The sequence below is a fragment of the Acetobacterium fimetarium genome (genome assembly GCF_014284475.1).
In the GTDB taxonomy this organism is placed as follows: domain Bacteria; phylum Bacillota; class Clostridia; order Eubacteriales; family Eubacteriaceae; genus Acetobacterium; species Acetobacterium fimetarium.
In genome coordinates this window covers 1-13,911 of the sequence record NZ_WJBC01000013.1, presented here as the reverse complement: position 1 = coordinate 13,911, position 13,911 = coordinate 1, and the positions used below count along the sequence as shown (strand labels likewise).

At 44.7% G+C, this 13,911-nt stretch carries 12 protein-coding genes; all 12 read right to left on the bottom strand.

Annotation, left to right across the window (positions count from 1 at the left end; translation table 11 throughout):
* On the bottom strand, positions 1-879 hold the full coding sequence (locus GH808_RS09680; RefSeq protein ID WP_186842583.1) for a branched-chain amino acid ABC transporter permease: 879 nt from the start codon (positions 877-879) through the stop codon (positions 1-3).
* 102 nt (positions 880-981) lie between these two features.
* A complete protein-coding gene (locus GH808_RS09675) occupies positions 982-2,130 on the bottom strand; it encodes an ABC transporter substrate-binding protein (protein ID WP_186842582.1) in 1,149 nt (382 codons plus the stop codon).
* A 107-nt stretch (positions 2,131-2,237) separates the two neighbouring features.
* Entirely contained in the window at positions 2,238-2,861 is a 624-nt protein-coding gene (nth, locus tag GH808_RS09670) for an endonuclease III (protein ID WP_186842581.1), read from the bottom strand.
* Entirely contained in the window at positions 2,862-3,209 is a 348-nt protein-coding gene (locus GH808_RS09665) for a cupin domain-containing protein (protein ID WP_186842580.1), read from the bottom strand.
* Positions 3,210-3,221: 12 nt separating this feature from the next.
* On the bottom strand, positions 3,222-5,441 hold the full coding sequence (locus GH808_RS09660) for a transglycosylase domain-containing protein (RefSeq protein ID WP_186842579.1): 2,220 nt from the start codon (positions 5,439-5,441) through the stop codon (positions 3,222-3,224).
* Between the two features lie 13 nt (positions 5,442-5,454).
* Positions 5,455-6,426: an RluA family pseudouridine synthase gene (locus tag GH808_RS09655; RefSeq protein ID WP_243166177.1), complete on the bottom strand. Its 972-nt coding sequence runs from the start codon at positions 6,424-6,426 to the stop codon at positions 5,455-5,457.
* A 59-nt stretch (positions 6,427-6,485) separates the two neighbouring features.
* Complete coding sequence (gene radC / locus GH808_RS09650; protein ID WP_186842578.1) at positions 6,486-7,196, bottom strand: RadC family protein; 711 nt, start codon at positions 7,194-7,196, stop codon at positions 6,486-6,488.
* Positions 7,197-7,420: 224 nt separating this feature from the next.
* Positions 7,421-8,854: an aminopeptidase gene (locus tag GH808_RS09645; protein WP_186842577.1), complete on the bottom strand. Its 1,434-nt coding sequence runs from the start codon at positions 8,852-8,854 to the stop codon at positions 7,421-7,423.
* Positions 8,855-9,054: 200 nt separating this feature from the next.
* Positions 9,055-9,228 (bottom strand): DUF896 domain-containing protein, encoded by a 174-nt coding sequence (locus GH808_RS09640; RefSeq protein ID WP_243166176.1) that lies wholly within the window; start codon positions 9,226-9,228, stop codon positions 9,055-9,057.
* A gap of 183 nt (positions 9,229-9,411) precedes the next feature.
* On the bottom strand, positions 9,412-10,716 hold the full coding sequence (locus GH808_RS09635) for a methionine gamma-lyase family protein (protein ID WP_207722299.1): 1,305 nt from the start codon (positions 10,714-10,716) through the stop codon (positions 9,412-9,414).
* Between the two features lie 23 nt (positions 10,717-10,739).
* On the bottom strand, positions 10,740-11,684 hold the full coding sequence (gene miaA / locus GH808_RS09630; RefSeq protein ID WP_186842576.1) for a tRNA (adenosine(37)-N6)-dimethylallyltransferase MiaA: 945 nt from the start codon (positions 11,682-11,684) through the stop codon (positions 10,740-10,742).
* A complete protein-coding gene (gene mutL / locus GH808_RS09625) occupies positions 11,685-13,691 on the bottom strand; it encodes a DNA mismatch repair endonuclease MutL (RefSeq protein ID WP_243166175.1) in 2,007 nt (668 codons plus the stop codon).
* Positions 13,692-13,911: the final 220 nt, after the last annotated feature.

Sequence of the window (13,911 nt, the reverse complement as noted above, 5' to 3'; positions counted from 1 at the left end):
TTACACCTTCTCTCTCGTGTTTTTTCCAAGAATTCCTGTCGGTTTAAACAGCAATACTAAAATCAGGATGATGTAAACAATGGCATCTGCCCAGGTAGTTGATATATACGCCTTTGTCATTGTTTCCACCATTCCGATAATGAATCCGCCCAGCATCGCTCCAGGTATGATTCCGATCCCGCCCAATACGGCGGCAATAAAAGCTTTTAGACCCGGCATAACGCCCAGTGTCGGAAAAACCTGAACATAAGCAACACTATACAGAATTCCGCCAAGCGCTCCTAAAGCCGATCCCATCGCAAAGGTTAACGAGATCGTTCTGTCGACATTAATACCCATAAGAATCGCGGCGTCCTTGTCTTCTGAAACGGCACGCACGGCACGACCCTGTTTCGTTTTCCGGATATAAAGATCCAGTAAAACCATAAAGAATAATGACAAGCCAATCGTCACCAATGTCGTAGAGTTAATTTCAACGCCACCTAGACTGATCATCGTTTCCGGAAATATTTTAGGCATTACTTTTGGATCAGCCTTAAAAATCAAAAGGGCCAGATTCTGTAAAAACAAACTCACACCAATTGCAGTGATCAGCGCTGATAATCTGGGAGCATCCCTCAATGGTCGATAGGCAATAAATTCTACCGCGACACCAGCCAAAGCCATAATAACCATGGGTATCAAAAGCACAGCCCAGATTGGCATTTGAAAACTGGTAGCAAAAATAAACGCGAAATATGCACCGAACATCATGATTTCACCATGGGCAAAGTTTATAAGTTTAATAATTCCATATACCATGGTATAACCGATTGCGATAAGCGCATAAATACTCCCTACATTTAGCCCGTTGATCAGCTGTTGCAGAAATAAATCCATGATGTTTCCTCCTTTTATAGAATATACAATAAAATGGATATAGAAGAGATTGCACTCTTCTATATCCCTTTTTTCAAAATTCTGTTCACTTGTAATAACTGATTATTTATTCACGATAGTTGTTTCAAATTTGAGTTGGCCACCGTCAATTTTAATGATCGTAACTTCTTTGTCTTTGGGATTTCCTTCAGCATCAAATTTCAGGTTTCCGGTAACCCCTGCGTAATTTGTGTTGTTCAAGGCTTTAACAACTGCATCGGATTCGGTTGAACCCGCTGTTTTGATTGCATCACTCATTGTATAAACAGCATCGTAACCTAAAGCTGAAAAAGAGTTTGGATCTTTATTGTCATTTGCGGCTTTGTATGCCTTAATAAAGCTCTGAACTTTTTCAGATGGTGAATCGGCAGCATAATGATTTGTGAAGTAATTGCCCTGAGCTGCGTCTGCATATTCTGTCTGAACGCCATCCCAGCCATCAGCACCGACAAATTTCGCTGTAATTCCCAGTTCTTTTGCTTTTTGAAGAATCGGTCCAACGATTTGAACATAATCCGGTACGAATACGACTTCTGGATTCAATTCTTTGATTTTTGTCAACTGAGCGCTGAAATCCTTATCTGAAGCACTGTAGGATTCCTGATCGACAACTGTCCCACCGTTTGCAGCGAATTGTGTACTGAATGCAGCTCCAACTCCTTCTGAATAAGGATTGCCCTTGCAAATCATGATCGCTGCTGTTTTAGCTGTTAAATTAGCAGTTGCAAAATTTGCTGCTGCAACACCCTGATAGTCATCAAGGAAACATGCTCTGAAAACATTTGGCGCATCGGTTGTTACATCAACGGCTGTGGCAGTCGGTGTTAGCACTGGCATATTATCCTGTACCATGATATCTTTCATTGCCAGCGTTTCGCCACTTAAAACGCCACCGATTACGGCAACAACTTCATCCTGATCTCTCAGACGGTTATAGGCATTAATTGCTTCAGTTTGATCCCCTTTGGAATCATACGCAACCAATTCTATTTTTTTACCATTAATACCACCTGCGTCGTTGATTTCTTTCACTGCTAAATCAGCACCTGACTGCGCAGATTTTCCATAAATAGCAACATCACCACTTAATGGTCCCAGGAAACCAACCTTAATGGTATCTCCGCTGCTTTTTGATGATGAACATCCGGCAAATGCAAAAATCGAAGCGGTGAAGATGACAGCAAGTAAAACACTTACAACTCTTTTTTTCATTTCTTTTCCTCCTTTTTCTTTTCATGATTATTCATAATGATTATCATAAACCATTCTTAAGAAAAATACAAGAAATAATTACTGCTGAGTTCCGCTTCTGCCAAATATTATTTGCTGTAATCACACAGTTCCTGCAGCTGGCATTCGCCACATTTCGGATTGCGGGCGGTACAGCATCTTCTGCCATGCCAGATCAGCCAATGATGGGCCTGAGACCACTTCTCCCGGGGAATATTCTTCATTAATTCTTTTTCAACTGCCAGAACGGTCGCTCCCTTTGCCATCCCGATCCGTTTCGATACCCGGAATACATGAGTATCGACGGCAATCGCCGGAATATCAAACGCATTGCTGATGACCACATTGGCTGTTTTGCGCCCAACTCCCGGCAGCGTCATCAGCTCATCCATGCTTTTCGGAACAGCGCCATCGTATTCGCTTAAGAGACGATCACAGGTCAGCATGATATTCCTGGCTTTTGTCTTTGACAAACCGCATGATTTTATTTTTTCCTGTAGTTCTTTTTCACCCAGAGCTAAAATCGCCTCCGGTGTATTGCAGTCCCGGAACAAATCTTTTGTCACGATATTAACCCTTACATCTGTGCATTGAGCCGAAAGGATGGTCGCAATCAGCAGCTCAAATGGGGTACTAAAAGTCAAGCCACATTTTTCCTGCCCATAAAGGCTTTCTAATGTGGCTAAAACTTGTTCTCTATCTTTTTTTGTCATTTAATCACGTAGAATCAAGGCCATAAAAACCAGATTCTCTGTGCCTGTGTTTTTTACGCTATGAAAGCTCTTATCCGGAGTTACCATCACATCTCCGGGGCCGACTTCAATTTCAACATCATTATCCGTAACAATTCCAGTTCCATGCTGGAAATAGAATATTTCCGTTTCATCGATATGCTGGTGATTTCCAATGGAATCACCAGGTTTTATCGATATCTCGGCGTATAAGCGCGTATTTTTTCCCAGATCTTCATTTTTCAAGACATGGGTGATTTCAATTTCGCCCTGACCGTCGCGCATATTTTTTTTGATTTCAGTTTCTTTTGAATTTCTAGCTAAGATCATCACTACTCTCCCTTATGTTGTTGGCGTTGTCGGCGTCGTCGGTGTTGTTGGCGTGGTTGGCGTCGTCGGCGTGGTTGGATCATCTGTTGTTGGCGTCGTCGGCGTGGTTGGCGTCGTCGGCGTAGTTGGATCATCTGTTGTTGGGGTATCGGTTTTTGAATCATCTGTTGCCGGTGTTGTCGGGGTTGTCGACGGCGTTGAATTTGAGTTCGAATTCGAATTTGAGTTTGAATTCGAATTCGAGTTTGAATTGGTCGTTGAATTTGTGCTCGTATCCGTCGTTTTTGAACTGTTGTTTTCCACTGCTTCATCCGAAGTACGTTCCATGTTCGTGGTCGTCAACAAATCCTGATCAATGATCTGACCCAGGTAGCTGCCGTAAATACTGGCCGCCATGTAACTGCCACCGCCGATAACATAATTATCCGGACTTCCCAGCCACACAGTCGTTGTCAGATTTCCGGTTATCCCGGTAAACCATAAATCTTTTTCATCATTCGTTGTACCGGTTTTACCACCGGTTGGATAAATCTGAGCCGCTCCGCTACCGGTACCATAGGATACCTCATCGAGCAGAATACTCATCATGTTAGATGCGGTGGTATCGGTCATGACCTTGCGTGTTTGTAACTCGGCGTCTTTCTTTGTGAAGATTTCTTTCCCGTTTATCTGTTCAATTTTCGATATAAAGTAGGGTTCGTTGTAGGTGCCGCCATTATTGAAAATGTTGAAGGCTGCCGCCATTTCAAAGGGTTTTATCCCATACGTCATCCCGCCAAGAGCCGTTGCCAGGTTGTAATCGTCCGCTTCAAATGTTGAGATACCCATTTTCTCCATAAAAGCAATGGCATTATCAACGCCATACATATTGAAGATTTTTACCGCCGGAATGTTGTAGGAATAGACTAACGCTGTTCGGACGGAAACATTTCCATGATAGCCGAAATCGTAGTTATTTGGTGCGTATCCGCCAAAATTCACGTAAGTATCCGAAATTGTCGTCGACGGCGTAATCAGCCCCGCTTCCATGGCACCAGAATAGAACAGCGGCTTGATATTGGAACCCGGCTGTCTTGGCGTATCTGCCATATCAATCTGCGTGTTTCCGCCGTAATAAGCCTTGACGCTCCCATCGAGATCAACGGTTACCACGGCACCCGTTTCGTTATCGAGGCCATAGCCTGATAAACCAGTGGTTAAGCTGTCAATGGCATCTGCCTGCATGTTTGAATCAATGGTTGTGTAAATCCGGTAACCACCGCTGGCGATATTCTCTTTGATATAGTCGATTGCCTGATCTTCGGTAATGCCACGTTCCTGCATGACTGATGAAGCCTGCGCGGTGGCATATTCATCCAGTGCTTTTCCAACAAAAGCTTCATAACCATCAACAATCTGATTTTCATTGCTGAGGGTTTCCGGATCTCTGATGGCCAATTCCGTCGCTGCTGCCGCATCCGATTCTTCCTGGGTAATATACCCTTCTTTAACCATTCGCGCCAGAACTTCCAGCTGCCGTTTTTTGGCGGCTTCGAAGTCGGTATTGGGCGCATAGGCACTCGGTGCCTGCGGCAAACCGGCCAGCATTGCCGCTTCAGCCAGATTCACTTCGGAAACATGTTTGTTGAAATAGGTCTCAGCTGCCTCTTCAATCCCATAGGCCCCTGAGCCGAAATAATACTCATTGAAATACATTTCCAGAATTTGTTCTTTGGTATATTTTTTCTCTAACTGCAGCGCGATCGATATTTCTTTCATCTTTCGGGTAAGACTCTGATTAAAGGTCTGCTCAGTTGCGATATCCGGCAAGAACAAAACCCTGGCAAGCTGCTGGGTAATGGTGCTGGCACCTTCTCCGATCCCATTATTTACAATATTTGAAAAGAAGGCCCGGCCAATACCATAGACGTCAATTCCAAAATGGTCATAAAAACGGGAATCCTCAACGGAAATCAGAGCCTGTTGCAGTTGCACCGGTATCTGATCAATGGTTACATTGGTTCGATTCTTCGTATACAGTTCTGCTATGACAACATTATCGGCAGAATATATCTCAGTTTTATCTTTAACCTGATATGTGTAATCGGATATATCCATTCGATTTGCCGCGTAAATGGAATACCCGACGCCCATTGCCAAAACTCCTAAAACCAAAAAAACGATTAATATTTTCACCCATATGTGGTGTTTCTTTTTTCGTCTTTTTATCCCTTTTGTTTGTTTTTCGCTCATTCTTTCACCTTTTCTATTTATATTCTCTTAGACGGTTTCTAAGTTCTTTTAATTCGCTGTTCAAATCCGCCTCAATATGCAAGTGTTTTTTCATCGGCAAGGATAAATCAAGAGATTTTGCATGAAGCGCCTGATGAGACATACCAAATTGTTCTCCTGCATCAGTGCCATTACAATGATACAAAGGATCGCCGATAATCGGATTACCGATATGGTGTAAATGAACCCTGATCTGATGGGTTCTTCCCGTTTCCAGAACCAGCTCCACTAAAGAAGCCTGCTCATACTCTTCAATTACTTTGTAATGGGTTATCGATGGTTTCCCTTTATTCATGACAACACGCTGAATGCTGTTTTCATAAGGTTGACCAATCGGTAAGTCAATCACGCCTTCTTGTTGCGGCAGTTTCCCGTTGACGAAAGCAAGGTACACTTTTTTTACCGTTCCCGCATTCATTTGCTTTTGAACATAATGATGAACATATTTGTTTTTGGCAATCGCTACGACGCCAGTTGTATCCCTGTCCAATCGATTGATGAAACGAATTTTGGCGGATACGCCCTGCCTCATCCAGTAATAACTGATATAATTTGCCAAGGTATCCAGTTGATGACTTTTGGTCGGATGGGTTACACAAAATGGCGGCTTATTTACAACCAGCAATTCATCATCTTCATAGACAACATCCAATTGTCCCCAAACAGGTTCCCCGTCAATCGCTTCATGAGGCATTTGTATTTCAACAAGATCGCCGGCCTTCAGCTTCTCGCAAAGGAAGCACTCTTTGCCGTTCAAGCTAATTTTTCCAGTCTGTTTGATTTCTCGAATCAAACGACTGGAATAATCATAACGCATCACTAACTCTTCGCGCAATGATTTTTCATGTTCCTTTAAAATATGATATCTATAAACGAGACCGATAATGTTACCTCCCTGATGAATGGAAAAGAAGCGCTGCTTCATAAATAAAATCACAATTTCCATTATACCCTAAAAAATAAAAATTTCATTAGAAATATTTCATCCTACTCATTTTTACTTGCTCAAATCAATTTTTCCTGTTTAAAACTTAAATAGGTCCCTCTGCCAATAATAATGTGATCCAAAACGGCAATTCCCAATAGCTCACCGGCATCGCACAGTCTTTTGGTAATATTTTTGTCTTCAGCACTCGGTTCCGGGTCCCCTGACGGATGATTATGGGCCAAAACAATCGCTGCAGAATGCTGCCTGATTGCTTTAATGAAGACTTCGCGGGGATGAACCAGCGATGCATTGAGGATGCCGACACTGATGCCTTCCACCTTGATGACTTTATTTTTGGTGTCCAGAAGAATGATTTTAAAACATTCCTGTTTTAAATACTGCATTTCTTCCATTAACAGATCGGCAATGTCCTGCGGCGACGTAATTTTTACGTCAATCATGTCTTTTTGTTTGATGCGAAGGCCCAGTTCAATCGCGGCTTTAATCTGACAGGCTTTGACGATACCAATTCCGGCCAGGTTTTTATTTCGTTGCAGTTCCAAAACGTCCACCTGATGAAAATAAGAAAGATCGTTATCCAAATACTGCATAATTTTCCGGCCGACTTCCACTGAAGTTGCCTCTCGCGTTCCCGTCCGGATGATAACTGCGATCAGCTCAGCATTGCTTAGACTTTTTGCACCAAAGCGCATCATTTTTTCTTGCGGTCGATCATCCTCTGGCATTTCTTTAAGAGAAGTGTGATTGAGATAATTTTCTTTCAACATGAGCCTCCCAAAAAACTTATTTCTCTCATTTTACCAGATGACTGAATTATTTTATACAAGTTTCCTAAAATTCTTATTAAGAAAGTTGCTATAAACTTTAAAAACACGATCCTGCATTATCCAAACGGGCCGATAAAGATAACCCAACATAATTTTAGGCCAGGCGTTGACCGCCCACCGTTTCGGACGATCAACACCTGGCCTTAATTACAATCGTTAATAATCTAAACTAAAAACGCTTTATAGCCTTTGTAACACATATATACATCAACTTTGGACGCCAGTTCAAAAGGCGCATGCATACTTAATAAAGCGGGTCCGCAATCCAGTACATCCATTCCGTATTTTGCCAGAATATAGGCAATGGTGCCGCCGCCGCCAAGATCCACCCGGCCAAGCTCACCCATTTGCCAGACAACGCCGGCTTCATCCAGCGTTTTTCTCATTTTTCCCATAAACTCTGCATGTGCATCATTCGAACCGGATTTGCCGCGCGATCCGCCGTATTTTGAGAGCACGATTCCTTTTCCGAGATAAGGTGCATTGATTTTATCGTGTGTCCCGGTAAAGTTGGGATCAACACCGGCGGTAACGTCAGCAGACAGCATTTCTGAATTCATCAGACAGCGCCTGACTACGAGTTCCGGTTTTTTTACATCCATCAGATCGACTAATTCAGCCACCGAATTCTCAAAGAAAAGCGAATGCATGCCGGTATTGCCGCAGCTGCCAATTTCTTCTTTGTCCGCCAGAATAACACAAAGTGTCCGTTTCGGGTTTTCTCGCTCAAGTATTGCCTGAAGTGCTGTAAAGGCGCAGATTCGGTCATCCTGACCGTAACCGCCGACGATACTTTGATCAAAGCCGACATTCCGGGCCGCTCCGGCGGGAACGACTTCCAGCTCCGCCGTGGCAAAATCCGCCTCGACCATTCCGTATTTTTCGTGAAGGATGTTTAAAATATTGAGCTTCACGCCTTCTTTAAGGTCCTGCTCCTGATACGGCCGGCTTCCGACAATGATGTTTAGTCCTTCACCGGTGATGCCTTCGTTCATTTTTTTGGTATTCTGCTCCTGGGACAGATGGGGCAGTAAATCGGTGATGCAGAAAACAGGATCTGCGGGATCTTCCCCAATGGAAATGTTGATGGTTGCCCCGTCTTTTTTTACCACTGTTCCATGCATTGCCAGCGGGATGGTGACCCAATGGTACTTCTTGATTCCGCCATAATAATGGGTCTTGAAAAACGCCAGATCATCGCTTTCATAAAGCGGTGTGGGTTTTAAATCGAGTCGCGGCGCATCAATATGAGCGCCGATGATGGCCATGCCGTTTTCAACAGCATCCGTACCGGCAACGAATAAGATCACCGTTTTTCCCTTGTGCACCGTATAGATCTTGTCCCCCGGAATGATCTTTCCAGTTTTTATAAAATCATCCAGTGGTTTGAATCCGGCCTTTTCAGCCATTGCCACCGTGATATTCACACATTGTCGTTCCGTTTTACCATTGGTCAGGTAGGAAATGTACCCATCATTGACTTCCGTCAGTTTTTGCGTTTCATCCTGATTCAGATCCTTCCAGGCCAATTCCCACTTTTTCGTCAGTTTCTCCTGGAGCAGCGTTCCCGGTGTTTTTTCTTTTTCTTCATGATTCATAGCTATTCTCTCCTCATCTATTATGTCGCTTAGATAATTGCCAAATTCAAAAGAATCGAACAATCATTGCTTTGATGTCAGTTTTCACAACCAATTGTGTAACGTGTAGGCGAACCGTTCGGAGAACTGTCCGCCGTACAGTGTAAAAATTGGTTCGTGTAAACTGGCAGCGAAGCTCACGTCAGTTTCGCAATTGTTTATTAATTATCTACTATTTCGATTGCATCCAGCTGTTCCCGCAAGTTCTTTCGAACCGATGCCAGATATTCCGCCCGCAATGTCATTTGTTCGTCCAGTTCTTCCTCCGTTAGGGTTCCTGTCTTTTTTTTACGGGCCAGTTCATTGATCCGTTCTATTTTTTCCTTCGTCATCATCCTGCTCTCCTTCTAACTTATTGAATAATATTTGTAAAACTCATAAACGTCGAACAATTGTTGCTTTGCGATTAGTTTCCACAACCAATTGTGTAACGTGTAGGCGAACCGTTCAAAGAACTGTCCGCCGTACCGTGTAACCGTTGGTTCGTGCAAAACTGATCGCAAAGCTCACCAACGTATTTAAATTGCTATTAATTTTTCATCCATCAGTCTTTGCAGACTCAACAAAATGCCTAATTTTCCATGATAATGGGTTAAACCGCCCTGAAAATAAACAATATAGGGTTCACGCATCGGGGCATCGGCCGAAAGTTCGATGGATGAGCCCTGAATAAAGGCTCCTGCCGCCATGATGATCGGGTCCGAATAGCCCGGCATATCCCACGGTTCGGGCGTCAGATGACTATCTACCGGCGCCGCCTCCTGAATAGCCCGGCAAAATGTCTTAACCCTTTCACTGGTGTTCAAGCGCACGCTTTGAATGATATCACTGCGGTAATCCGTCACTTCCGGACAAACGTCAAAGCCGATTTTCTGATAGCACGCTGCCAGCAGCACCGCCGATTTGATCGCCTGTGAAACGACTGTCGGTGCCAAAAACAAACCCTGAAGCAGGGTCCGATTAATCCCCAAGGTCGCGCCTGTTTCTCTTGCTACTCCCGGAGCTGACAAACGACACGCTGCCAGATGGACGAGATCTGAACGGCCGGCCACATACCCCCCGGTAGGAGCCAAACCACCACCCGGGTTTTTTATCAGCGAGCCGGCGATCAGGTCAACACCGACCGAGACCGGCTCAACATGATCCAGAAATTCGCCATAACAATTATCCGCAAAAACAATCACATCCGGTTTAACCGACCGGATTTTGGCAATCATCTTTTTCATCGCCTCCAGGGTTATCGCTTTTCGCCAGCTGTAACCGGTCGACCGCTGCAGATAGATCATCCTGGTATTTGGCGTCATTGCCGCCAGAATCGCCGCTTCATCAAAGCTGCCATCTTCACGCAATTCAACCTGATCATAGGTTACCCCATACTCTTTAATGGTCCCCTGGCCCTGGTATTTATCCACTAATCCGATAACCGACCGGATGGTGTCATAGGGGGCCCCCGTTATTGCCAGCAGCTGGTCGCCCGGTCTTAAAACACCATAAAGCGCCAATGAAATCGCATGGGTTCCCGAAGAAATATGCGGGCGGACCAAGGCATCCTCCGCCCCGAAAACCTCCGCATAGATTTTTTCGACAATTTCACGTCCCACGTCGTCATATCCATATCCGGTGGCCACAGCAAAATGCCGATCACCCAGTCCGGCCCGCTGCATCGCTTTGATGACGCGGTACTGATGAAGCTCAGCCATCGCATCCAAATCATGAAGCGTCGCTTTGATATCATTTTCGACTGCTTCGACAAAATTGATGACTTCTGCTGATATGCTAAAATCCTTTTCCAGATAATCTTTAATGTCATTCTTTTTAATCAACTAAATGCTCACTTTCTCTTTTTTTATTTATTTAACCAGGGCGTTATTTCAGCCATGCACGTTTCCACCAGCTGATTTATCTGTTTTTCCTCATTCATGTCAATCCAGTGAATACGCTCGTCCTTCCTGAACCAGGTCATCTGTCTTTTGGCATAATGCCGGGAATCCCGTTTTAATAAGACCAACGCCTCCGCCAGAGACATCTCGCCCTGAAGATAGGGTCTGAGTTCCTTGTAACCAATCGCTTTGAGCGCGGTCAGATTCCAGTCATATCCGCGATCAATCAGCCTCTGTGTCTCTTCGATCAGGCCGTTTTCAACCATCAGATCGATCCGCCGATTAATCCGGTCATACAGAACTTCTCGCGGCCATTTCAAACCGAGCAGCAGATAATCGTAGGGGACTTCCTGCTTTTTCGTTTTTTCATCGAAATACGATTTCGGTTTTCCGTTGATTTCGAAAATCTCCAGGGCGCGGATCACCCGTTTGATATTATTGGCGTGAATCATTTGCGCTGAAACCGGATCGACGCTTTTTAAACGCTCGTAAAGTGCTTCTTTGCCAACGGTTTGCGCTTCGGCTTCCAGTCTTTTTCTGATTGCCTCACTGCCGTCATTTTTCTGAAAATCCCATGGCAGCGTCAGGCTGTTAATGTATAAACCTGTTCCCCCAACGATAATCGGCAGCTTTCCCCGGGACAGAATTTTTTCAATGGCGGCCAGTGCGGCCGCCTTGAATTTCGCGACGCTGAAATCCTCATCCGGTGAAACACAATCCACCAGATAATGCGGCACGCCCTGCATTTCTTGTGCCGTTACCTTGGCTGTTCCAATATTCATGTATTGATAGATCTGCATGGAATCGGCTGAGATAATCTCGCCGTTAAGTTCTTTTGCCAGTGCCACGCCCAGTGCTGTTTTCCCGCTGGCTGTCGGCCCTGCCAAAACAAGAATTTTCGGTTTTTCCATTTATATCACCCGTTTGAACAATTTCATTAATTCATATTCCTTCAGCCGCGTGATGACCGGCCGGCCATGAGGACAGGTAAAGGGATTTTCCAGCCCCATCAAATCTGCCAGCAATTGTTTTATTTCTTCATGGGTCAGCGATTGTCCGCCTTTTATCGCCGCCTTGCAGGCCATACTGATCAGTTTATGCTTTATTTTTGATGAAATCACATTCTCTGAGTCCCGATGCCTTTCATCGCGATCGCATAGATTCTCGTCAATGACGCTTTTAAGCAGCTCGATTGTCTGCGGCTCGCCCAGCAGTACCGGCACACTGCGCACCAGCAGGCTGTCCTCGCCAAAAACATCGCATTCGTAACCGATCTTTCGATAAAACGGCAACGCATTTCTGACACTGTCCAGATCTTTGGGTCTGATTTTGATGGGAATCGGCGTCATCAGTCCCTGACTCGCGATAAAACCGCCGCTTTTAAAAATTTCTTCCAGCTCCTGGGTAAGGAATGCTTCATGCGCGGCATGCTGATCAATCAGATAGATCTCTTTTATTCCTTCCAGCAGAACATACCCGTTGAACAGCTGACCGACAATTCTCATTTTTGATAAATCCGGAAGCAATTCGTTCTGCCTAATCGGGGCTTTTTCTGTCACCGAGAAGATTTCTGTTTTTTCAGACACGTGCCCGCTGCTGTTATGATTGATCATCGTCTTTGCAAGCGGTGCTTCGATTTTACAGGAAGTTTCCTGATCGGCTTTTTGCGGGCGATCTTCACATTGCCGGCCTGCTTTTTCGGGATTCATGGCGACGGGATGCTGCTGATCCAGCTGAGCCTGATGCGATTTGATTTTAGCATCCTTTTTTATTACCGGATCAGCAGCATCCGCTAAAAACATTTCCTGCTTTTGATTTTCGCTTTTTTTAATTGCAACACGGTCATCGGAATCGCTAAACGCTTTCTCCCTGTTTTCGTCGTCTTTTTCCATTCTCACGCGATCAAAAATTTGATCGTTCCCGGCGCCGATATTCACCACGAGATTTGAGCCACGCAGGGTTTCCCGGATCCCCTGTTTAAAAAGTAAACTGATCAAGCTCTCGTTTTGTATTTTTATCTCAGTTTTGGCCGGATGAATATTGACATCCAGCATCCGTCCCGGAAGTTCCATAAAAACAATGCCAAAAGGATGTTGATGTTTCATGGTATAGCCGGCATAAGCTTCATCCAGAGCCTGAGCCAGCCGCAGATTTCTGACATAACGTCCGTTGATGAAAAATATCTGGTCTTCACGGTGGCTGCGCATCATTTTCAAGTTGCCGATAAAACCGCCCAGCTTCATCGGGCTGTTTTCGTAATCGAGGGGGATCAGGTTGCTGCCAACTTCCCAGCCGTATAGCACATTGACCACATCGATGACTTTTCCGGATCCATTTGTATCCAGAACAATACGTCCGTTGCATTTTATCTGAAAGGCAATTTCTGGATGAGATAACGCGATTTTGTTCATCAGATTGCGAATCAGGCCTTCCTCTTTTTTATCCTTTTCTAAATGTTTTCTTCGTGCTGGCGTATTGTAAAAGAGATCCCATACTTTTACTTCGGTCCCCTGATTGTAGGAACACACCCGTTGATTGATCAGTGTTCCCCCTTCAAATGCGGTCCGGCTGCCAACTTCCTCATCTTCATTTCGGGTCGTCACCTGAACTCTGGCTACCGCTGAAACACTGGATAAAGCCTCACCGCGAAAGCCCAGCGAATTGATGGTTTCCAGATCTTCGATGGTTGCCAGTTTACTGGTGGCATGGCGTTTGAAGGCCAATGGTATTTCGTTATAGGCAATCCCGCAGCCGTTGTCGCGGATGATGATCTGATTCTTTCCACCGGCTTCAATCATAACCAATATATGGCTTGCTCCGGCATCAATGGCATTTTCAACTAATTCCTTTACCACCGAAACCGGTCGAATGATCACCTCACCGGCCGCTATTTTATTGATTGTTTCATTGTTTAACATTTTAATTTTCATGAATTTTATTATAACATAAGAAAATATGATCGTCGACAAAACCCAAAAGCAAATAATAATTATTTAAGTCATCGAACGCGTAAATCAGCACCACCCGTCTAACGGGTGGTTTGCTCTGAGGCTATAAGCCTCTGTTACCGGCCGGCGCCTCAAGACGCTGGCCTTCACTTCGTTCAGGCTCTATGGCCTTTGCCACTTTTGCTTGCCC